Origin of the sequence: Burkholderia sp. Se-20373, from assembly GCF_017104705.1 — a bacterium.
GTDB lineage: Bacteria > Pseudomonadota > Gammaproteobacteria > Burkholderiales > Burkholderiaceae > Burkholderia.
In genome coordinates, this window is the sequence record NZ_JAAGPH010000039.1 from 17,132 (window position 1) to 38,354 (window position 21,223).

General features: G+C 67.2%; 17 protein-coding genes. 5 read left to right on the forward strand and 12 right to left on the reverse strand.

Annotated elements, in window-relative coordinates:
• The first annotated feature begins 31 nt into the window (after nt 1–31).
• The gene (locus G3N96_RS15550) at nt 32–4,873 is read left to right on the forward strand and encodes an NAD-glutamate dehydrogenase (protein WP_206137720.1); all 4,842 of its coding nucleotides are present in this window, start codon (nt 32–34) and stop codon (nt 4,871–4,873) included.
• A 40-nt stretch (nt 4,874–4,913) separates the two neighbouring features.
• Here the strand turns inward: G3N96_RS15550 and G3N96_RS15555 are convergent, their stop codons facing one another.
• From G3N96_RS15555 to G3N96_RS15580, 6 genes are all read right to left on the reverse strand, one after another.
• Nucleotides 4,914–5,774 (reverse strand): class I SAM-dependent methyltransferase, encoded by an 861-nt coding sequence (locus G3N96_RS15555; RefSeq protein ID WP_206137721.1) that lies wholly within the window; start codon nt 5,772–5,774, stop codon nt 4,914–4,916.
• Nucleotides 5,775–5,781: 7 nt separating this feature from the next.
• A complete protein-coding gene (locus G3N96_RS15560) occupies nt 5,782–6,132 on the reverse strand; it encodes a VOC family protein (RefSeq protein WP_124584026.1) in 351 nt (116 codons plus the stop codon).
• A 1-nt stretch (nt 6,133) separates the two neighbouring features.
• Nucleotides 6,134–6,310 carry a ribbon-helix-helix domain-containing protein gene (locus G3N96_RS15565; RefSeq protein WP_124584024.1) on the reverse strand — a complete coding sequence of 59 codons (177 nt, stop codon included), beginning with the start codon at nt 6,308–6,310 and terminating at the stop codon, nt 6,134–6,136.
• Nucleotides 6,311–6,401: 91 nt separating this feature from the next.
• Nucleotides 6,402–7,232 (reverse strand): arylamine N-acetyltransferase, encoded by an 831-nt coding sequence (locus tag G3N96_RS15570; protein ID WP_206137722.1) that lies wholly within the window; start codon nt 7,230–7,232, stop codon nt 6,402–6,404.
• Between the two features lie 121 nt (nt 7,233–7,353).
• Nucleotides 7,354–8,040 carry a hypothetical protein gene (locus G3N96_RS15575; protein WP_206137723.1) on the reverse strand — a complete coding sequence of 229 codons (687 nt, stop codon included), beginning with the start codon at nt 8,038–8,040 and terminating at the stop codon, nt 7,354–7,356.
• Between the two features lie 280 nt (nt 8,041–8,320).
• Nucleotides 8,321–9,805 carry an amidase gene (locus G3N96_RS15580; RefSeq protein ID WP_206137724.1) on the reverse strand — a complete coding sequence of 495 codons (1,485 nt, stop codon included), beginning with the start codon at nt 9,803–9,805 and terminating at the stop codon, nt 8,321–8,323.
• A gap of 367 nt (nt 9,806–10,172) precedes the next feature.
• Here G3N96_RS15580 and G3N96_RS15585 point away from each other — a divergent pair, with 367 nt between their 5' ends.
• From G3N96_RS15585 to G3N96_RS15595, 3 genes are all read left to right on the forward strand, one after another.
• Nucleotides 10,173–10,607 (forward strand): universal stress protein, encoded by a 435-nt coding sequence (locus tag G3N96_RS15585; RefSeq protein ID WP_089442158.1) that lies wholly within the window; start codon nt 10,173–10,175, stop codon nt 10,605–10,607.
• A gap of 628 nt (nt 10,608–11,235) precedes the next feature.
• Nucleotides 11,236–11,484 carry a hypothetical protein gene (locus tag G3N96_RS15590; protein WP_021161497.1) on the forward strand — a complete coding sequence of 83 codons (249 nt, stop codon included), beginning with the start codon at nt 11,236–11,238 and terminating at the stop codon, nt 11,482–11,484.
• Between the two features lie 289 nt (nt 11,485–11,773).
• Nucleotides 11,774–12,247 carry a nuclear transport factor 2 family protein gene (locus tag G3N96_RS15595; protein ID WP_124584016.1) on the forward strand — a complete coding sequence of 158 codons (474 nt, stop codon included), beginning with the start codon at nt 11,774–11,776 and terminating at the stop codon, nt 12,245–12,247.
• Between the two features lie 9 nt (nt 12,248–12,256).
• On the opposite strand, the gene G3N96_RS15600 is transcribed toward G3N96_RS15595, so the two are convergent.
• Entirely contained in the window at nt 12,257–13,012 is a 756-nt protein-coding gene (locus G3N96_RS15600; RefSeq protein WP_206137725.1) for a BPL-N domain-containing protein, read from the reverse strand.
• A 595-nt stretch (nt 13,013–13,607) separates the two neighbouring features.
• On the opposite strand from G3N96_RS15600, the gene acnB reads away from it, so the two are divergent.
• Nucleotides 13,608–16,193, forward strand: a complete 2,586-nt coding sequence (gene acnB, locus G3N96_RS15605) for a bifunctional aconitate hydratase 2/2-methylisocitrate dehydratase (protein ID WP_206137726.1) — start codon at nt 13,608–13,610, stop codon at nt 16,191–16,193.
• Nucleotides 16,194–16,361: 168 nt separating this feature from the next.
• On the opposite strand, the gene G3N96_RS15610 is transcribed toward acnB, so the two are convergent.
• The 5 genes from G3N96_RS15610 to G3N96_RS15630 form a co-directional block, all read right to left on the reverse strand.
• Nucleotides 16,362–16,775 carry a PPC domain-containing DNA-binding protein gene (locus G3N96_RS15610; protein WP_206137727.1) on the reverse strand — a complete coding sequence of 138 codons (414 nt, stop codon included), beginning with the start codon at nt 16,773–16,775 and terminating at the stop codon, nt 16,362–16,364.
• 66 nt (nt 16,776–16,841) lie between these two features.
• Nucleotides 16,842–17,393, reverse strand: coding sequence for a GNAT family N-acetyltransferase (locus G3N96_RS15615; protein ID WP_206137728.1), 552 nt, complete (start codon nt 17,391–17,393; stop codon nt 16,842–16,844).
• Nucleotides 17,394–17,572: 179 nt separating this feature from the next.
• Nucleotides 17,573–18,973, reverse strand: a complete 1,401-nt coding sequence (locus tag G3N96_RS15620) for an MFS transporter (RefSeq protein WP_206137729.1) — start codon at nt 18,971–18,973, stop codon at nt 17,573–17,575.
• 30 nt (nt 18,974–19,003) lie between these two features.
• Nucleotides 19,004–20,248: an FAD-dependent oxidoreductase gene (locus tag G3N96_RS15625; RefSeq protein ID WP_206137730.1), complete on the reverse strand. Its 1,245-nt coding sequence runs from the start codon at nt 20,246–20,248 to the stop codon at nt 19,004–19,006.
• On the reverse strand, nt 20,245–21,207 hold the full coding sequence (locus G3N96_RS15630) for a VOC family protein (protein WP_206137731.1): 963 nt from the start codon (nt 21,205–21,207) through the stop codon (nt 20,245–20,247). The genes G3N96_RS15625 and G3N96_RS15630 overlap by 4 nt, the downstream gene beginning before the upstream one ends.
• Nucleotides 21,208–21,223: the final 16 nt, after the last annotated feature.

Below are 21,223 nucleotides of genomic sequence, written 5' to 3' on the forward strand. Positions count from 1 at the left end.
CAGCCGATGGCCACCCGACGAGGAGACCGCCATGGAAGCGAAGAACGAAGAAGTCGTCGCACACCTGCTCTCGGACGTCGTCGAATTCGCGCGCGGGCGCCTGCCCGAAGCCACGTTCGGGATCGTCGAACCCTTCCTGCGTCATTACTACGATTTCGTCGATGCCGACGATCTGCAAAGCCGCAGCATCGCCGATCTCTACGGCGCCGCGATGGCGCACTGGCAGACCGCCCAGAAATTCGTGCCCGGCAGCGAACGGCTGCGCGTGTACAACCCGATCCTCGAACAGCACGGCTGGCACTCGGACCACACGGTCATCGAGATCGTCAACGACGACATGCCGTTCCTCGTCGATTCGGTGACGATGGCCGTCAACCGCCTCGGGCTCGCGCTGCATTCGGCGCTGCACCCGGTATTCCGCATCTGGCGCGGCCGCGATGGCGGCATCGAGCGCGTCGACGCGGGCGGCGCGACGCCCGGCGACGGCCAGTCGCAGCTCGCGTCGTTCATCCATTTCGAAGTCGACCGCTGCGGCGATGCCGCGCTGCTCAACACGTTGCGCAACGACATCGCGCACGTGCTCGGCGACGTGCGCGCGTCGGTGGAAGACTGGCCGAAGATCGTCGACATCGCGCGCGCGACGATCAAGGAAATGAAGGCGCGCGAATCGACCGCGGAAGACATCGAGGCGCGCGCCTTCCTCGAATGGATGGCCGCCGATCATTTCACGTTCCTCGGCCAGCGCGACTACGCGCTGGTATCGGACGGCACGAGCTTCGGGCTGCGCGGTATCGAAGGCACCGGCTTCGGCATCCTGCGCGAATCGCTGCGCACGTCGGACGCGCCCGACGTCACGCCGCTGCCGCCCGCCGCGGCCGACATCATCACCGGCGCCTGGCCGATCTTCCTGACCAAGGCGAATTCGCGCGCAACCGTGCACCGGCCCGGCTATCTCGACTACGTCGGGGTGAAACTCGTCGGGCCCGACGGGAAGGTCGCGGGCGAGCGCCGCTTCATCGGGCTCTATACGTCGACGGCCTATTTCGGCTCGTATGCGGATATCCCGATCGTGCGCCGCAAGTGCGCGAACATCGTGCGGCGTGCGGGCTTCCTGCCGAAGGGGCATCTCGGCAAGTCGCTCGTGACGGTGCTCGAAACCTATCCGCGCGACGAGCTGTTCCAGGCCGACGAAGACCAGCTCTACGACATCGCGCTCGGCATCCTGCGGCTGCAGGAACACCAGCGCACGCGCCTGTTCGTACGGCGCGACCGCTTCGACCGCTTCGTGTCGTGCCTCGTGTTCGTGCCGCGCGACAAGTACAACACCGACCTGCGCCGGCGCATCGCGAAGCTGCTCATCGATGCGTACAACGGCGTGAACGTCGAGTTCACGCCGCTGCTGTCGGAATCGGCGATCGCGCGCATTCATTTCGTCGTCCATGCGGAACCGGGCACGATGCCCGACGTCGACACGCGCGAGCTCGAAACGCGGCTCGTGCAGGTCACGCGCCGCTGGCAGGACGACCTCGCCGACGCGCTGCTCGACGCCTTCGGCGAAGAGCAAGGCAACCGCCTGCTGCAGCGCTATGCCGATTCGTTCCCGGCCGGCTATCGCGACGACTATCCGGCGCGCACCGCCGTGCGCGACATCGAGCTGATCGAGCGCGTGAAGGATTCGGGGCAACTCGCGATGAACCTGTACCGGCCGATCGAGGCCGAAGCGCGTGCGTTCCGCTTCAAGGTCTATCGCGCGGGCGACCCGATCGCGCTGTCGCGCAGCCTGCCGATGCTCGAGCATCTCGGCGTGCGCGTCGACGAGGAGCGGCCGTACCGGATCCAGACCCAGGACGCCGCGCATGCGTGGGTACACGACTTCGGCCTCGAACTCGCCGACGATACCGAGTTCGACATCGAGCGCGTGAAGGGCCTGTTCGAGGATGCGTTCGACCAGATCTGGAGCGGCCGGATCGAGAACGACGACTTCAACCGCCTCGTGCTGCGCGCCCATCTGAGCGCACGCGAAGTGACGATCCTGCGCGCGTATGCGAAGTACCTGCGGCAAGTCGGCTCGACCTTCAGCGACGCGTATATCGAACGCGCGCTGACCGGCAACCCGGCGATCGCGCGGCAACTCGTCGAGCTGTTCCTGCTGCGTTTCGACCCGGCCATCGGCGACACGCGCGACGTGCAGGCCGAGCGGCTGCTGTTGGCGATCGAGGGCGCGCTCGACCAGGTGCCGAACCTCGACGAGGACCGCATCCTGCGCCAGTTTCTCGGCGTGATCAACGCGACCGAACGCACGAACTATTTCCTCGCCGACGCGAACGGCGAACCGAAACCGTACCTGTCGTTCAAGTTCAATCCGGCGAAAGTGCCCGGCCTGCCCGAACCGAAGCCGATGTTCGAGATCTGGGTGTATTCGCCGCGTGTCGAGGGCGTGCACCTGCGCGGCGGGCGCGTCGCACGCGGCGGCCTGCGCTGGTCGGATCGCCGCGAGGATTTCCGCACCGAAGTGCTCGGGCTGATGAAGGCGCAGATGGTGAAGAACGTCGTGATCGTGCCGGTCGGCTCGAAAGGCGGCTTCGTCGTGAAGCACCCGCCGCCGCCGAGCGATCGCGAAGCGTGGATGCGCGAAGGCATCGCGTGCTACCAGACCTTCCTGCGCGGCCTGCTCGACCTGACCGACAATCTCGTGAGCAACGCGATCGTGCCGCCGCCCGACGTCGTGCGTCACGATCCGGATGACCCGTACCTGGTCGTCGCCGCCGACAAGGGCACGGCCACCTTCTCCGACTACGCGAACGCGATTTCGCACGAATACGGCTTCTGGCTCGACGACGCGTTCGCATCGGGCGGCTCGGTCGGCTACGACCACAAGAAGATGGCGATCACCGCACGCGGCGCGTGGGAGTCGGTGAAGCGGCACTTCCGCGAGATGGGCATCGACACGCAGACGACCGACTTCACGGTGGTCGGCGTCGGCGACATGTCGGGCGACGTGTTCGGTAACGGGATGCTGCTGTCGCCGCATATCCGGCTGGTCGCCGCGTTCGATCACCGGCACGTGTTCCTCGACCCGAACCCCGATCCCGCGACGAGCTTCACCGAGCGCGCGCGCATGTTCGCACTCGAACGCTCGAGCTGGGCCGACTACGATCCGGCCGCGATTTCGGCAGGCGGCGGCGTCTACCCGCGCACCGCGAAAACGATCCCGCTGTCGCCGGCCGTGCAAGCCGCACTCGGCATCGACGCGCATGCGCTGCCGCCGGCCGAGCTGATCCGCGCGATCCTGCAGGCGCCGGTCGACCTGTTGTACAACGGCGGCATCGGCACCTACGTGAAGGCCGCGCGCGAAACCCACCTGCAGGTTGGCGACCGCGCGAACGACGCGGTGCGCGTGAACGGCGCGGACCTGCGCTGCAAGGTGGTCGGCGAAGGCGGCAACCTCGGCTGCACGCAGTTCGGCCGGATCGAGTTCGCGCAACGCGGCGGCCGCATCAACACCGATGCGATCGACAACTCGGCCGGCGTCGATTGTTCGGATCACGAAGTCAATATCAAGATCCTGCTCGGGCTCGTCGTGTCCGACGGCGAGATGACCGAGAAGCAGCGCAATGCGCTGCTCGCGGAGATGACCGACGAAGTCGGGCTGCTCGTGCTGCGCGACAACTACTACCAGACGCAGGCGCTGTCGATCGCCGGCCGCTACGCGGTCGAGCTGCTCGATGCCGAGGCGCGCCTGATGCGCTGGCTCGAACGCGCGGGCCGCCTGAACCGCGTGATCGAATTCCTGCCGACCGACGACGAAGTCGCCGAGCGGCAGGCCGCGAAGCTCGGCCTCACGTCGCCGGAACGCGCGGTGCTGCTCGCGTACAGCAAGATGTGGCTGTACGACGCGCTGCTCGAATCCGACGTGCCCGAGGATCCGCTGGTGGCCGCGATGCTCGTCGACTACTTCCCGAAGCCGCTGCAGCAGCGCTTCAGCGAGCCGATGCGCCGCCATCCGCTGCGCCGCGAGATCCTCGCGACGCACCTGACCAACGCGCTCGTGAACCGCGTCGGCTGCGCGTTCGTGCACCGGTTGATGGAGGAGACCGACGCGAAGCCCGGCGACATCGTGCGCGCCTGCATCATGGCGCGCGACGTGTTCGACCTCGATGCGGTGTGGCGGGACATCGACGCGCTCGACAACCGCGTCGCCGACGACGTGCAGGCGCGCATGTTCGTCGACGTCGCAAGGTTGCTGGAGCGCGCGGCGCTGTGGTTCCTGCGTCACCTGCAATCCGGCGCGGTGGCCGATGGTGGCGTCACCGAGCTCATCGCCCGCTGCCGCGACGCAGCGGAGCGGCTCGCGCCGCAACTGCCGTCGCTGCTGCCGGCCGACGATCTCGAAGCATTGTCCGAGCGGCAGCGCGTGCTGGTCGAAGCCGGTGTCGACAGCGCGCTTGCGGTACGCGTCGCGAGCGGCGACATCTCGGCCGCGCTGCTCGACATCGCCGAAGTGGCCGCGACCAGCAACCGCAGCCTTGAACTCGTCGCGGGCGTCTATTTCTCGCTCGGCACGCTGCTCAATTACAGCTGGATCGGCGAGCGCGCGGCGACACTGCCGACGCCGACGCACTGGGACATGCTGGCGCGTGCGGCCGCGCTCGCGGAAGTCGCGCGTCTCAAGCGCACCCTGGCGACGAGCGCACTCGCGGAATCGCCGGATTCGACCACGCCGGAGACGATCGTCGACGCATGGCGCGCGCGCCGCGAAGCCGCGCTCGTGCGTTACGAGCACCTGCTCGCGGACCTGCGCGCGTCGGGCGGCGCGAGCCTCGCGGTGCTGCTCGTGGTCGTGCGGGAGATGGCCGTGCTCGAACGGGCGTGATGGTCGCTGTGGTCCCGGTGGTCGCTATGGTCGCGACAGCTCACACCGTCGCGACCAGCAGCTCTTCCGCGTTGTTCGGCGGCCGCAGGCCGTCGCTGCGATCGGCGAAGTAACGGCGCGTCAGTTCGGCGGCCGATACGTGTGCGGCCTCCGCGAAACCGGCCTCACGCGCGAGCGCCTGAATCTGCGCCGGCATGAAGAAGCTGACGAACGGCGTGCCGCTGGCGCGCGCGCCCTTCGCGGCCAGTTCCAGCCCGGGGCGCACGTCCGGATCCGCATGCTCCAGCGGCAGCAGGAATGTCATCGCGAGCGTCGAGCCCGGCGCGAGCGACGCCACTTCGCGCAACGCGGCCGCATTCGCTTCGTGCGTCAGGTACATGCTGACGCCGGTCGACACCACGACCGCCGGCTTGCCGGCATCGAAGCCCGCGCCGACCAGCGCGGCACGCCACGACTGCTTCGCCTCGAAATCGACCGGCACGAAACGCAGCCAGTCGGGCACGCCGAAACCACGCTCGACCAGGCGGTGCTGCTTCCAGGCCTGCGGTGCGGGCGGATCGACTTCGAAGACGGTCACGCGCGACGCCATGTCGGGCCGGCGCTGCACGAAGCTGTCGAGACCCGCGCCGAGGATCACGTACTGGCTCACGCCGCGCGCGGCCTGTTCGACGACGAGATCCTCGATGAAGCGCGCCCGCGCGACGATCGACGCACGGAAGGGCCGCGTGAACTGCGGATCCATGTCGCCGCGCTGCTGCCAGCCGGGTTCCGGTGCAAGCAATTGCAGCCCGACTTCATCGGCGAGCACGTGCGGCGTCGCATCGAGTTCGACGTGCAATGCGCGCCACAGCGCGACGCGCGCGGCCGTGCTGTCGGGGGCGCTTTCGCGGGGTTCGGTCATGGTTGCCTCACGCGCCCTGCTTGCCCGGCGCCTGCAGGCGCCACACGCGGCCGTCCGGATCGCGCACGGTCATGTCGCGCGTGCCCCAGTGGGTGTCCTCGAACGGTGTGACGACGTCGACGATCGGCTGCGGCTGCACCGCCTGCTCATCCGCCACCTTGAGCACGACTTGCATGGCCGGCGTCTCGCCCGGCGGCACTTCGGCGATGAACAGAAACGGACCGTCGCCGCTGCGCAGTTGGCCCGAGTGGTGATCGGTTTCGAACTCCAGCTGGAAACCCAGCGCCTGGAAGAACTTCGCCGACTTGCCCCAGTTGTGCGTCGTCAGGTACACGGCTTCGATTCGCTCGGATGACATGTCACTGCTCCTTGGTGGACGGCCCCGCGCCCGGCGGCGGCGCAGCCAGGTACGCGCGCAATGCGTCGGCCACCAGCGCGGACAGCGATTGCTCCGTTTCGATGGCGCGATGCTTGACCTGCCGGATCAGGCTGAGCGGCAGGTACACGTTGAACTGCTTCACTTCTTCATCGGTCATGATGGCTAGTATGCTAGTAATCTAGCAAAAGTCAACCGCAGGCGCGGCCCGTGGATGCGGGCCGCCGTTGGCTATTGATCGTGAAGCCGGGTTACGCGGCGGCGCGCGCCGCCAGTCGCGCAAACAGCGCGTCGAGATCGAATCCCGTCGTGTCGATGCCGATCGTGTCGCGCAGGCACGCGCCCCAAGCGGCCGCATCGTCGAACGTGACGGTGCGCCCGACGCCGGCCGCGTCCCGGATCGTCAGCGTGGTGTTGCGCAGCGCGGCACGGCCTTCCGGCAGTACGCGGCAGGCAATCAGGTTATGCAGAAAGATCGATTCGGGGTACGTCGACGTGAACCAGTTCGCGGCGTCGTAATCGATCCACTCGACCCGCTTCGACTGGAAGCGATAGGTGGTCTGCCAGCCGTCGGGCGTCTCGATCTGCATGTCGAATTCACCGTCGACCGGCGCGGCGACGACACGAAACACGCCGTGCGGCGTCAGTTGCCGCTCGTCCGGCACGAAACGCAGCGGCGCGGTGAGCGTCGCGCTGCCGAAGCCGATGTCCGCGAGCCAGGCCGCGCCGTCGAGATCGATGCGCAGCAGCATGTGCGTATGCGCGGTGGCGACTTCCGGCGGCAGCATCCAGCGCACGCGCGCGATCATCGGCGTCACGCGAAAGCCGATCGCCGTGAGCGCGGTGTAGAACAGCTTGTTGAGTTCGAAACAGTAGCCGCCGCGGCGATGCGCGAGCACCTTGTCGACGATCGACGGCAGATCGAGCGCAACGCGCGCGCCGGTCAGCGGATTGAGGTTTTCGAACGGAATCGCCTGCGGGTGCAGCAGATGCAGCCGGCGCAGCACGTCGAGCGTCGGCGCGACCGGGCCGTCGTAGCCGATGCGGGAGAAATAGCGCGAGAGGTCAAACGAGTCTGTCATGAACCTGCACCGAAAAAAGGGACACGCCACGATAGCATCGTGCGCCATCCCCATGTTGGGCGGGGCCATCTTCGTGTCGCGCGCGATGCCGGCACCGCATCGCGCACGGCCCCGCGCAACGTTACGGCAGCAGCTTCAGCGCGGACGATGCGACCGACGGCACCGAAATGCCCTGGCTCGTCGCGAACTGGACGGCCTGGCTGAGCGTCGTCGCGAGCGACTGCAACTGGCCCGGTGCGCTTTGCGCGATATACGACGCAGCCTGCATGTTCTGCGGATTCAGGCCCGACTGCAACAGCGACGCCGCGCTCGTCGAACCGAGATTGCCGAGCCCCGACTGCAGTTGCGAATACTGCGTGAGCCCCTGCCCGAGCGACGCGAGGCCGTTGCTGAATGCCTGCTTGTCGATCGGGCCGTGCGTCGCGCCGCCGCTCGCGAAGGCCTGGCCAAGCGCCTGCGATACCGATTGCTGCGCGCCGCCCATCTGCGACAGTGCGGCCGGCGTCAGCGTATCGCCGCCGGCGAGCTGACTCGCGGCCTGCTGCGCCTGCCCGGCCGCGCCGGTCAGCCCCATTGCCGACGCGAGCGACGACTGGCCGGTCAGCACCTGCCGGTTCGCCCCGACATAGGCCTGCAGCAATTGCGCGACGCCGCCCTGCGCGGGCGCCGCCTGCTGCTGCCCGCCGCCGAGCAGCGATGCGCCGAGCGACTGCAGGTCGAGCTGCGCGTGCGCGGCGCCGCTTGCCAGGATGCCGAACGCAATGCCTGCCGAGGCCAGGTGACGGCCCGTCGCGCGAATCTGCTTCATGTGTTGTCCTCGTGCCCGAATGGTTGAGCCCGATATTGTCGAAGCGCGCCGCGCGCGGCCGCAACGACTGAAACACATCGAAACGAAATCACGCCGCTCGGCCGCTTGCAATTGCGCGCGTCACGTACGTGCTCGACGGGATTCGTCCGAGATTGCGTGCGATTTCGGGCGGGGGCCGGAATTCGTTCGCGAGCCGCATGAATGGTGGTGGCGGCAGAGGTTGGCAAAGTGAGGCGGCCGGTGGTCGGCCGCCCGCTTTCGGCTACCGGCCGGCGCCGCGCTACGCAGCCATCCACGCCGGCAACCGCCCGCCGACCCGGTCAGCCGCCTGCTCGTAGCCGCGCGCAAGCTGCAACACGGCGAGATCGGCACGCGGACGCCCGATCAGTTGCATCCCCATCGGCAGCCCCGCGTCGTTGAAGCCGACCGGCACGCTGATCACCGGGCAGCCGGCCAGCGTCCACGGCACGACCGTTTCCATCCAGCGGTGGTAGGTATCCATCGCACGGCCCGCGATCTCCTTCGGCCAGCGCTGGTCGACGTCGAACGGGAACACCTGCGCCGTCGGCGCCGCGATGAAGTCGTAGCGGTCGAAGAAGCTCAGCACGGCCTGATGCCACGCGGTGCGCTCGACGCTCGCGTCGAACACGGCCGCGCCCTGCATCGCGAGCAGCCCCTCGACCTCGTAGATCGCCTCGGGCTTCAGCAGCGCGCGCCGTGCCGGGTCGCGATAGTGCGCAAGCAGCCCGCCGCCGGACAGCAGGTGCCGGTGCGCGAGCCACAGGCGCCAGATCCGGTCGGGCGCGAACGCCGGCAGCGCGGCATCGACGTCGCAGCCGATCTCGCGCAGCGTCGCCAGCCCTTGTTCGCACAGCGCGAGCACGCCCGCCTCGGTCGCGAGATAGCCGTTCCAGTCGCCAACCCACGCGATGCGCTTGCCGCGCAGGTCGGCGTCGAGCGGCTGCGCGAACACGGCCGGATCGTCCGCGAGCGACAGCGGATCGTTGCGGTCGTAGCCGGCCTGGATCGCGAGCAGTTGCGCAACGTCGCCGACGGTACGGCCCATCGGCCCTTCGATGCCGAGCTGCTGCACGAACACGTCGACGCCCGGCCAGCGCGGCACGCGGCCCTGCGATGGGCGGAAACCGTAGATGTTGCAGAACGCGGCCGGATTGCGCAGCGAACCGCCGAAGTCGCTGCCGTCCGCCACCGGCAGCATCCGCGACGCAAGCGCCGCCGCCGTGCCGCCGCTACTGCCGCCCGCGCTCTTGGTCAGGTCGTACGGGTTGCGCGTCGCGCCGTAGACCTCGTTGAACGTGTGCGAGCCGAGCCCGAATTCGGGCGTGTTGGTCTTGCCGATGAAGATCGCGCCGGCCGCACGCATCCGCGCCACGCCCACGGAATCGGCCTGCGGCACGTTCTCGCGGAAGACCGGCGAGCCGTAGGTCGTCCGCAGCCCCTTCGTCATCGCCAGATCCTTCGGTGCCTGCGGCATCCCGTGCATCCAGCCGTGGTACTCGCCGCGCGCCAGCGCGGCATCCTTTTCCGCGGCTTCGGCGAGCAGTGCGTCGCGATCGCGCAGCGCGACGATCGCGTTGACCGCGCCGTTCACGCGCTCGACGTGATCGAGATACGCACGCATCGTCTCGACGCACGACACGGCCTTGCCGCGAATCGCCGACGCGAGCTCGCCCGCCGACAGGCGCACGATCGGATCGACGGGGATGGAAGCGGGAGCGAGAAGCTGCGGGGCGCCGTGCGGCATGCGGAGTCTCCTGGAATCGGAATGGAATGACGGGCCGCATGGCGGCGGCCGCGCCCGAACCGGCCGGGAGCGGCCGCGCCGCGGCCGATGCACTACTCTACGCGACGCCCGATCGGCGACCTCCGATATTTTCCGCCGCGATTCATTGCGGTTCCGACTGAATCGGGGTGGCGGGCCACGCTTCGCGCGCATCGCCCAGGCCGATGAAATCGTTTATGCGCATAAACTTAAATTTCTTATATTTCTATTAGGCGCAGCACGAGGCGGCGCGCGTTAACGACATTTTTACGCGATCGTCCGCTCTCTTTAGATTGTTCGGCCCGGCGGCGCGCTACGCTGGAATCATCTCGTTTCCTGGACAACATTCATGCTCAAGCTGCTGGTTCCGGTCGGCCACTCTCCCCGCTCGCTTCAGGCGGTTCGCCATGCGACCTTCCTGTACCGCGAACGGTGCGCGTCGGAAATCGTGCTGATCAACGTCCAGGCGCCGCTCGAATCGACGCGGCTCGAGGCCTACCATCCGCTGTCGCGGCTGCGTTCGATCGAGGAGAAGTTCGCGTCCGACGATCTGGCCATGGCCGAGCGGATCCTGCAGGAAGCCGGCGTCAAGTACAGCGTCGTGATGAAGGTGGGCCCGGTGGCCGATACGATCGCGTCCGTGGCGGCAGAGACGGGCTGCGACGAGATCGTGGTCGTCGCGCCGCGGCACGACCCGTTGCATGCGCTGCTGTCGGTGTTCCGTCGCAGCGTGATGAGCCGGCTGGTGCGGATTTCGAATGTGCCGGTCACGGCCGTGCAATGACGGCGATGAAGCGCGACGATGCGGCAACGGCCCGTTCGTCGACGGGCCTCGGGTTTGCGACGCGCGGTGCGACACGTGTGCGCGTTACCGCTCACCCGTGTTGCATCGACGTTCCCGCAGCACTTAGTCGATGACCTTGCGCACGAACACGAAATAGGCGGCGGCCGAAGACGCAACGAGCAGGATGGCCCACATCGGGGCGAGGCTGATCAGGACGGAAGAGACGTTAAGCATTTGGATTCCTCACTAATTCGATAGCGATGTTCGACACGCACCTGCTTGCCGGAACCGATGCATGCCTCCGCGATCGCGTTCCGTCAAATCATGGATTCATGCTATCGCTTTGAACGGCCGCGCGACCGCCCCCTCCCGCCCGTAACCTGACATTCGTCAAACTCCCGTGAATCGTGTGTCTGTCGCGCAAAAAACCGCCGCACGCATGTGTCGCCGTCCGTCCGGTTGCGCCTGCCACGCGCATGGAAGCCGCGCCGTCCGTCCTCTCGCAAACCACGAAAAATGGGACAGGATCATCCGGCGCGCCCGCATTTCAGCAGACGTTTACCGGGGGAACCCCCAAGTGCTTCGTCGAACGGGTCCGCGTTACGCTTGAGCCACGAGGAGACGAACCATGAGACGAGCCGTACATATCGCTGTTTTTGCGCTGCTGGCGTATCTCATTGGCGATCGCGCGATCCTGCATGCGCAGGGCCGCGACACCAGCCCGCTTGCGTGCGAACAAGGCGCCGCGCAGGTGAAGGTCGATGCGCTCGGCCGCGGTTTCGGCGAAGCCGCTGCCAGCAGCCAGGGCGAAGCCTTCATGTCGGGCTGCCTGGTGACGGGGCGCGGCAATCAGGACGTCGCGCTGGCGAACCGCTGACGGGCGTCCGGTGACGCGCAGGCCGCGTTCGGGTCACGACAGCCCAGGCAGAGCCACACACGCCCGCATCCATTCCCGCTTTTCGATCGATGTCGCGACGCATGTCACGGCTGGGACGGTGGTCACACCGAACGTCCGCGCGTAACCTGCATCACGGCAGGGAAGATGCGTCGACATCGAGTCGATCGGAGCGTCCTTGCCGTATGGCACTCGCCAGACGTTCAACCGGCCGCATTCCCGGCCGCCGCGTCGAGACCCCGCTTCATCTCCAACGACAACCCACCCAACGATGAGCCACGCACACACCGAATTGATCCAGCGCTTCTACACCGCGTTCCAGCAGCGCGACATCGACGCGATGCTCGCCTGCTATGCCGATGACGTCGTCTTCAGCGATCCCGCATTCGGCGAACTGCGCGGCGACCTCGCACGCGACATGTGGCGCATGCTGGTGGCGCGTGCACAGGATTTTTCATTGACGTTCGGCGAAGTCGCCGCGGATCAGCAGGCCGGGCGCGCCGAGTGGATCGCCCAATACCGCTTCACGGCGACCGGCCGGATGGTGGTCAACCGGATCGACGCGCGGTTCCGGTTTCGCGACGGACGCATCGTCGAGCATCGCGACAGCTTCGACCTGTGGCGCTGGGCGCGTCAGGCGCTCGGGCTGAAAGGCGCGCTGCTCGGCTGGACGCCTTTCGTCCAACGCGCGATCCGCGCGCAGGCGCGCAAGAACCTCGACGCGTATCGCGCCAAGCGGAAATAGCGCACACCGTCATGGCTTCATCGTCGCGTTGATCAGGTCGTCGGCCATGTCCGGCCGAACGCCGTCCGGATTCTTGAGACCGTTCTCGCGATACCAGCTTTCGTCGGCTTCGGGATGCGGGCCGACGAGCCCGACGCGCCCCTTGCCGTAGCGATAGGTCGCCGCCGCGATATCGCGGTTCGGATAGGTCGCCAGCACGACCGCGCCGGGAGCGGCCGGGAGCATCGCGCCGTCCTGGAAGTAGATCCAGCGCTTTCTCCCGCGCCAGACCACCGGTGTCACGGTGTCCGCGATTCCGTGCAGCGTCGAGCCCGGCCGGCCGACCTCGGAGTCGAACTCGCCGGCGACCAGCCCGAAACCCGGGTCGCCCGCGAGGTAAGCGCCCATGCAGATGCCCAGATAGCGCCCGCCGTTCGATACGTAATGCCGCACGGCCTTGAGCGAATTTTTCCCGATGCTGGCCGCCGCACCGGGGATGTCCTGTCCGCCGCCCGGCTGCACATAGAGCGCGGCGCCGGCCAGGACGGCGGGCGTGATCTTGAGTTTTTCCGCCGGCCCGACGTAGATCACCCTGAACCTGTGGCTGGATTCACGCAGGCGCTGCGCGACCGTCTCGGGGCAGCCATCGCATGCGGCCGGGCCGCGATAGACCAGTGCGACGGGACGGCTGGCGGAGTCGCGCGCTTCACCATCGGCCACGGCCGCGTGAGCGACCGACGACGCAATGAGCGACACCACCACGAAAATCGATTCTCTGGATCGCATGTACTTGATCGACGGGCTTTGAGGGCTCGCGGCCGTTCAGGACGGTGCAACCGGCACGTGCCGATGTGGTCTCCGTCTTTTGAAACCTGATTGAAAGCCGCGTGAAATAGAGCGTAGGCGCGCGAAAGCGGCCCGTGTGTAACGTTTCTTGCGTGCTTGTGCAGATATCTGTGCCGCCGGTAGCCGGACTCCCGACGCGTCGTTACCGGTAGCGCCCCTCGCCGGCCGCGGCCTCGAACGGTTCGCGTCGGTTCGCATGACGTCAGCCAAAGCCGACGACGGCGGCGCCCGACGCAAACGAACGCGCCCGGATCGCAGCCAGGCACCCCGCAGCGCCTCCCCTCCACTGTCAGGACCACCCGGAACACCCTGCCGACATCCGCACCCGGGCGAACCTCCAAAAACACGCCCCGCCCCACCGACGCCCCCGTGCCACCGCGCTTTCCCGTGCTCCGGCCATCAACTCTTATATAAGACATAAGACATTTGACGTTAAAGAGCATTGAGATTAGAATCCCGCTCAAAGCAGTGCCTGGAACAGCCCCGGAGTGCCGGCAAGGCCTTCCCCTCAAACGCAATATCAGCAGGTCTCCCCATGCTTGAAAACTTTCGTGCTCACGTGGCCGCCCGCGCCGCGCTCGGTATTCCTCCCCTGCCGCTGACGGCTCAGCAGACCGCCGAACTGGTGGAACTGCTGACGAACCCGCCCGCCGGCGAAGAGCAGACGCTGCTCGACCTGATCACCCATCGCGTGCCCGCCGGCGTCGACGAAGCCGCCCGCGTGAAGGCCGGCTTCCTGGCCGCCGTGGCCAAGGGCGAGACCGTCTGCCCGCTGATCTCGCGCGAACGCGCGACCGAACTGCTCGGCACGATGCTGGGCGGCTACAACATCCAGCCGCTGATCGAGCTGCTGTCCGATGAAGCCGTCGCTGCCGTGGCTGCCGACGCACTGAAGAAAACCCTGCTGATGTTCGACCAGTTCCATGACGTCAAGGAACTCGCCGACAAGGGCAACGCGCACGCGAAGGCCGTGCTGCAGAGCTGGGCCGACGCCGAATGGTTCACGAGCCGTCCGGAAGTGCCGCAAAGCCTGACCATCACCGTGTTCAAGGTGACGGGCGAAACCAACACCGACGACCTGTCGCCGGCCCCGGACGCCACCACCCGCCCGGACATCCCGATGCACGCACTGGCGATGCTGAAGAACGCGCGCCCGGGTATCACGCCGGAAGAAGACGGCAAGCGCGGCCCGGTCAAGTTCATCGAATCGCTGAAGGAAAAGGGTCACCTGGTCGCCTACGTGGGCGACGTGGTCGGCACCGGCTCCTCGCGCAAGTCGGCCACCAACTCGGTGCTGTGGTTCACCGGCGAAGATATCCCGTTCGTCCCGAACAAGCGCTTCGGCGGCGTGTGCCTCGGCGGCAAGATCGCCCCGATCTTCTACAACACGATGGAAGATGCCGGCGCGCTGCCGATCGAGCTCGACGTGTCGCAGATGGAAATGGGCGACGTGGTCGAACTGCGCCCGTACGAAGGCAAGGCGCTGAAGGACGGCAAGGTCATCGCCGAATTCCAGGTCAAGTCCGACGTGCTGTTCGACGAAGTGCGCGCCGGCGGCCGCATTCCGCTGATCATCGGCCGCGGCCTGACCGCGAAGGCACGTGAAGCGCTCGGCCTCGCGCCGTCGACGCTGTTCCGCCTGCCGCACCAGCCGGCCGACAGCGGCAAGGGCTTCTCGCTCGCGCAGAAGATGGTCGGCCGCGCCTGCGGTCTGCCGGAAGGCCAGGGCGTGCGCCCGGGCACGTACTGCGAACCGAAGATGACCTCGGTCGGCTCGCAGGACACCACGGGCCCGATGACCCGCGACGAACTGAAGGATCTCGCGTGCCTCGGCTTCTCGGCCGACCTCGTGATGCAGTCGTTCTGCCACACCGCCGCTTATCCGAAGCCGGTCGACGTGAAGACGCACCAGACGCTGCCGAACTTCATCAGCACGCGCGGCGGTATCGCGCTGCGCCCGGGCGACGGCGTGATCCACTCGTGGCTGAACCGCATGCTGCTGCCCGACACCGTCGGCACCGGCGGCGATTCGCACACGCGCTTCCCGATCGGCATCAGCTTCCCGGCAGGTTCGGGCCTGGTCGCGTTCGCGGCCGCCACCGGCACGATGCCGCTGGACATGCCGGAATCGGTGCTGGTCCGCTTCAAGGGCAAGATGCAGCCGGGCGTCACGCTGCGTGACCTCGTCAACGCGATTCCGCTGTACGCGATCAAGCAAGGCATGCTGACGGTCGCCAAGCAAGGCAAGAAGAACATCTTCTCGGGCCGCATCCTCGAAATCGAAGGCCTGCCCGACCTGAAGGTCGAGCAAGCGTTCGAGCTGTCGGATGCGTCGGCCGAGCGTTCGGCTGCCGGTTGCTCGGTGCACCTGAACAAGGAACCGATCATCGAGTACCTGAACAGCAACATCACGCTGCTGAAGTGGATGATCGCGCAGGGCTATCAGGATCCGCGCAGCCTGCAGCGCCGTATCCAGGCGATGGAGCAGTGGCTGGCCGACCCGCAACTGCTGTCGCCGGATGCCGACGCCGAGTACGCGGCCGTCATCGAGATCGACCTCGCCGACATCCACGAGCCGATCGTCGCGTGCCCGAACGACCCGGACGACGTGAAGACGCTGTCGGACGTCGCAGGCGCGAAGATCGACGAAGTGTTCATCGGCTCGTGCATGACCAACATCGGTCACTTCCGTGCCGCGTCGAAGCTGCTCGAAGGCAAGCGCGACATCCCGGTCAAGCTGTGGGTCGCGCCGCCGACCAAGATGGACCAGAAGCAACTGACCGAAGAAGGCCACTACGGCGTGTTCGGCACGGCCGGTGCGCGTACCGAAATGCCGGGCTGCTCGCTGTGCATGGGTAACCAGGCTCAGGTGCGCGAAGGCGCGACGGTCATGTCGACGTCGACCCGCAACTTCCCGAACCGCCTCGGCAAGAACACGAACGTGTATCTCGGCTCGGCGGAACTGGCGGCGATCTGCTCGCGGCTGGGCAAGATCCCGACCAAGGAAGAGTACATGGCCGACATGGGCGTGCTCAGCGCGAACGGCGACCAGATCTACAAGTACATGAACTTCGACCAGATCGAAGACTTCAAGGAAGTGGCCGACACCGTGCAGATGTAAGCACGCGGAGCGGGCTGCGGCGGGCGGTTGACGGCGCAGCACACTACGCAATGGCGTCGCAGGCTGAATGCCCGCGGCGCCATTTTTTTATGCGGTTTCGAAACAAGCCTCTCCGGAGATAGCGGGAAAGCCGCCATGACCGGCGTTTTTACCGCTGCGTTGCAATCGTCACGCGCCCTCGCCACCCGGCTCGCGGCGGATCACCAGTTCGTTGAAGCCGGTGTGCGGGTCGGGTTCGCGCGCAAAGCGATGCGCGGGCAGCACGGCCAGCAGGATCTCGGCGGTCGTGCGCACCACGCAGCCGCTCGCGACATGGCCGCCCGTCACGCGGCCGGCCGCATCCGAGATCGACATATGCAGATGCGCGCCGTCCGGCGATACCGAGCCGGCCAGCGTCAGGATTTCGAGGTCACCGCGCAGTTCGGTCGGCTGGTCCGCGCCGGCGAAACGCAACTGCGCGACGCTCAGGCTGCCGATGCCCTGGATCACGAAGGCCGCGTGCGCGTCGTGCTGACGCAATGCATGCTCGATCGACGCGCGCAGGTCGTCGCCGGGGGAAAGACGCAGAGGATGAGCTTGCATGGTCGAGCACGTGCCGATGGAGGATAGTGTTGGCCAAGGGTACGTTCGCGCCGTGAATCCGGCAAGTCACCCGCGCCGGTCGCTCGCCAGCAACCCATACAGCGCGCTGTCCGACACTTCGTCGCCGACGATCCAGCGTTCGCGCAGCAGCCCTTCCCGTGCGAAACCCAGCCGTTCGAGCAGCCCCGCGGACGCGACGTTGCGCGGATCGATATCGGCTTCGAGCCGGTTCAGCCGCAGCGTGCCGAATGCGTGATCGATCATGGCCGATGCCGCCTCGCGCATGTATCCGCCGCGCCAGTACTTCCGCCGCAGGCTGAAGCCGATCTCGGCGCGCCGGCATTGCTCGTTCGCATGGAACAGCGCGCATTCGCCGAGCGCTTCGCCGGTTTCCCGCAATTCGAGCACGCAGGTCAGGCTCTCTCCGCTCGCGGACGTCTGCACGTTGCGCGCGACGCGCGCCTCGGCCTGCTCGATCTGCGTCATCGGCGAGAACGAGAAATAGCGCATCGCTTCCGCATCCGACCAGATTTCGAAGAACGCATGCGCGTCGGCTTCGCGCAGCGGGCGCAGGACGAGGCGGGAAGTATCCAGCGTGACGGGTTCGAACAGGGGCATGGCGACGGTCGGTCGAAAAACGGGATCGTGAATTAGAACATGCAAGCCGAAAGTCGGCTATGTCACGCATTCGAACGATCCGTCGCCCCCCTCCGCAACAACCGGATCGCCGCCGAACAACAAGGCCCGGACATCGCCCGGGCCTCTCCACCTCATCCGATACCGCTGGCCGGCCGCGCTTACGCTTCGAGCGCTTCCAGCACCTTGCCCTTCGTCTCGATCCCGACGAAGTGCACGGTCACCGCCGCGATCAGCGGCACGATGCCGATCAGGTAGAACGCCGGCGCGAGGTTGCCGCCGATGATCGCGTGCGGCACCACCATCGGCGCGACGAACGACGCGATCTTCAGCCATGCGCTGCCGAGCCCGCAGCCCGACGCGCGGATGCTCGTCGGATACTGCTCCGGCGTATAGACGTACGCGGTAATGAACCCCGACGCCATCAACCCGAGCGACAGCGAGCAGAAGATCGACACGACATACACCGACGAAGCGTGATAGAAGCCCGCGAACGCCAGCGACAGCGCGCACAGCACGAACGACCACACGATCACCGGCTTGCGGCCGAGCTTGTCGACGAGCAGCGCCGACGCCAGCGACCCGAGCACGCCCATCACCGAGCCGATCACCGCGAGGTTCAGCGCGAGCTGCAACGGCGCGTGATAGAAGTTCTTGTAGATCGTCGGCAGCCACGTCGACAACCCGTACTGGATGAACCCGCAGGTCGCCCACAACGTCGCCACCGCGAGCGTGCGCTTGCGATACGCGGCGCTGAACAGATCGCTCATCTTGCGCTTCGGATGCTGACGCACCATCTCGTCGAACGCGGCCGCCTGCGTGACCGGCGGCAGTTCGCCGCGCACCGACGCTTCGAACGCACCGACCGCCCGCCCTGCTTCGGCCAGCCGCCCGCGCGACGCGAGCCAGCGCGGCGATTCCGGTACGAGACGCGTGAGCACCAGCGACAGGATCAGCGGCAGCCCACCGACGAAGTACATGATTTCCCAACCGAAGCGCGGCACGAGCCACGCACCGAGCGCCATCGACACGAGCAGGCCGATCGGGAACACGATCTCGTACAGCAGCACGAAGCGGCCGCGGCCATGGGCGCGCGTGATCTCGTTGATGTACGTCGCGGCAACCGGCAGCTCGCCGCCCAGGCCCAGGCCCTGCATAATCCGCAGCAGTACGAAGATCTCGAAGGTCGGCGCGAAACCGCACGCGATGCTCGTGATGCCGATCACGGCCGAGCTCCATGCGATCGCCTTCACGCGGCCGTGCTTCTCCGCCAGCGCGGGAAACAGGAAGGCGCCGATCAGTTGGCCGATCGCGCCGGACGCGATCAGCATGCCGATCTGCGTCGGCGACAGCCCCCATTTGTGAATCAGCAACGGCAGCGTCGCCGCGATCGTGATCACGTCGAAGCCGTCGAAGAACGTCGCGGTGCCGATCAGCACGCGCGCGCGGATCTGCATCGCGTTGGCGGGAAGCCGCTCGAGCCGCGCGATGATCGCGCCGGGCGTGGAGGCGGCAGCTTCCATCGTGGCGCGACCGGCCACGACGTTGTCGAAAGTGCTCATGCGGGGAGTCTCCTGTGTCTCGTCGCCCGGTCAGGCCAGTGTCTTGCTCGTGTCTGCCAGCGCTTCCGTATCCACTGCCCGGCCCTGGTTCATCCACTTGCGCGCGAGCTTCAGCTCACGCGCGTTGTTGACGGCGATGACACCTCTCACATGTCCTTCGCCCACGAAAAACAGCGTCGCGCGTCGCGCGGCAAGCTCGCCGCGCACGACGAGCTGCGCATCGGCCGGCAGATCACCGAGGATCTGCAGGTTCACGTCGTACTGATCGGACCAGAACCACGGAATCTCCGCGTACGGGGCGCGCACGCCGAGCACGGCTTTTGCCGCCGCGATCGCCTGGTTCTGCGCGTTGGCCCATGATTCGAGCCGCACGCGCCGCTTCAGCCAGCCGTTGTGATGGTTCGCGACGTCGCCACACGCGAAGATCGCCGGGTCGCTCGTCGCGCCGAATTCGTCGACGACGATGCCGTCGTCGATCGCCAGCCCCGCGTCGCTCGCGAGCGACGCGTTCAGCGCGAGGCCGATGCCGGCCACCGCGAAATCGGCGTCGATCGTCGTGCCGTCGGCGAGCGTCGCGCGCACCTTCGACGCGTCGTCCGGCTGCGCGTCGAGCGACGCGAGCGCCGCGCCGAGGCGGACGTCCACACCGTTCGCGCGGTGCAGGTCGAGCAGGAAATCCGACACGATCTGCGGCACCGAGCGGCCGCACAGCCGCGGCGCGCCTTCGACGACCACCGCGTCGACGCCGAGCTTGCGCGCGGTCGCCGCGACCTCGAGGCCGATCCAGCCGCCGCCGATCACGAGTACGCGCCGGCTCGCGCGCAGCTTCTCGCCGAGCGCGGCCGCTTCGTCGAGCGTGCGCAGGTAATGCAGGTTCGGGATCCTCACGAGTGCGTCCGGCAAGCGGCGCGACGTGCCGCCGGTCGCGATCACGAGACGGTCGTATTCGATCTCGCGGCCGCTTTCGGTTGTCACGACGCGGCGTGCACGGTCGATCGATGCGGCGCGTTCCGGCTGCCATGCTTCCACGTTCAGCGCGTCGAATTCGTCCGGACGCACGACGCGCACGGTTTCGATGTCGGCGTCCCCGGCCAGCACGGCCTTCGACAACGGCGGCCGCTCGTACGGCAGATGCGGTTCATCGGCGATCATCACGAGGCGGCCCGCAAAGCCTTCCGCGCGCAGCGTCTTCAACACCCAGCCGGCGGCCTGGCCGCCGCCGATCACGACGACCGTGCCGGGCGCGGCATGCTCCTGTGCGTTCCCTTCGCTCATGATTTTCGCTCCGTCATGAACTTGCCTTCCGGCGCCTTCGCGTTCTTCTGCCGGCGCGTGTTGCCGTCGAGGCCGCCGTCGACGGCCCATTCGGCGAACACGGTCGGGCCCGGTTCGAACTCGCGCGGCTGCCATTCGGGCGTCAGCACGTCTTCATCCGCGTAGTACTCGATCAGCGCGCCGGCCGGGTTCTGGAAGTACCAGAAGTACGCGGACGACACCGGATGACGCCCCGGGCCGAGTTGCGTTTCCCAACCGCAGCGGTCGATGTGCATGCCGCCGCCGAACACCTCGTGGATGTCGCGCACGGTGAACGCGACGTGGTTCAGGCCGCGTTTGCCGTTCGGCAGCGCGAGCAGGAACAGGTCGTGGTGGCCGCCGTGCGGTGCGCAACGCATGAACGCGCCGCGGCCCGGGTAACGGTCGGACGTCTCGAAGCCCAGCAACTCGTGATAGAACTTTTCCTGCGCGTCGAGGCAGTTCGTGAAGAACACCACGTGCCCGACCTCGACCGGCTCCGCGCGCGCATAGATCGGGCTCGGCTGGTCGACGCGCAGCGTCTGGCCCCACACGTTCGACGGCGAGCCCGTGATGTCGAGTGCGCGCTTGCGCGTGACTTCGATGCGGATCGCCATCCCGTTCGGGTCGATGCAGCCGACCGCATCGTCCTGCGCGTAATAACCGGGCTGGCCGGCGAGCTTCGTGCGCAGCGCGTCGAGTGCCTGCCGCGTCGCGACGCCCCACGTGACTTCCCGCAGCGTCGGCCCCGCCTCGAACGCGGGCGGCAGCGACGGATCGTCGGCCTTGACGGCCAGCACGGTGCACCCGTTCAGCGTCTCGAAGCGTGCGCGTGTGTCGTCGTGCGAGACTTCCTTCATCCCCCAGTCGGCGAAAAAGCGCCGGCAGGTCGCGAGGTCGTCGACGCCGTACGTGATCTGCTCGATTCCCAAAATGCTCATTGCGTCATTCCCCTTC

Coding starts and splice junctions, on each gene's coding strand:
- G3N96_RS15570 (WP_206137722.1), bottom strand. CDS start 7,232: ATGACAGACTCGTTTGACCTCTCGCGCTATTTCTCCCGCATCGGCTAC.
- G3N96_RS15565 (WP_124584024.1), bottom strand. CDS start 6,310: ATGACCGATGAAGAAGTGAAGCAGTTCAACGTGTACCTGCCGCTCAGC.
- G3N96_RS15590 (WP_021161497.1), top strand. CDS start 11,236: ATGAGACGAGCCGTACATATCGCTGTTTTTGCGCTGCTGGCGTATCTC.
- acnB (WP_206137726.1), top strand. CDS start 13,608: ATGCTTGAAAACTTTCGTGCTCACGTGGCCGCCCGCGCCGCGCTCGGT.
- G3N96_RS15580 (WP_206137724.1), bottom strand. CDS start 9,805: ATGCCGCACGGCGCCCCGCAGCTTCTCGCTCCCGCTTCCATCCCCGTC.
- G3N96_RS15600 (WP_206137725.1), bottom strand. CDS start 13,012: ATGCGATCCAGAGAATCGATTTTCGTGGTGGTGTCGCTCATTGCGTCG.
- G3N96_RS15615 (WP_206137728.1), bottom strand. CDS start 17,393: ATGCCCCTGTTCGAACCCGTCACGCTGGATACTTCCCGCCTCGTCCTG.
- G3N96_RS15625 (WP_206137730.1), bottom strand. CDS start 20,248: ATGAGCGAAGGGAACGCACAGGAGCATGCCGCGCCCGGCACGGTCGTC.
- G3N96_RS15575 (WP_206137723.1), bottom strand. CDS start 8,040: ATGAAGCAGATTCGCGCGACGGGCCGTCACCTGGCCTCGGCAGGCATT.
- G3N96_RS15620 (WP_206137729.1), bottom strand. CDS start 18,973: ATGAGCACTTTCGACAACGTCGTGGCCGGTCGCGCCACGATGGAAGCT.
- G3N96_RS15610 (WP_206137727.1), bottom strand. CDS start 16,775: ATGCAAGCTCATCCTCTGCGTCTTTCCCCCGGCGACGACCTGCGCGCG.
- G3N96_RS15560 (WP_124584026.1), bottom strand. CDS start 6,132: ATGTCATCCGAGCGAATCGAAGCCGTGTACCTGACGACGCACAACTGG.
- G3N96_RS15555 (WP_206137721.1), bottom strand. CDS start 5,774: ATGACCGAACCCCGCGAAAGCGCCCCCGACAGCACGGCCGCGCGCGTC.
- G3N96_RS15550 (WP_206137720.1), top strand. CDS start 32: ATGGAAGCGAAGAACGAAGAAGTCGTCGCACACCTGCTCTCGGACGTC.
- G3N96_RS15595 (WP_124584016.1), top strand. CDS start 11,774: ATGAGCCACGCACACACCGAATTGATCCAGCGCTTCTACACCGCGTTC.
- G3N96_RS15585 (WP_089442158.1), top strand. CDS start 10,173: ATGCTCAAGCTGCTGGTTCCGGTCGGCCACTCTCCCCGCTCGCTTCAG.
- G3N96_RS15630 (WP_206137731.1), bottom strand. CDS start 21,207: ATGAGCATTTTGGGAATCGAGCAGATCACGTACGGCGTCGACGACCTC.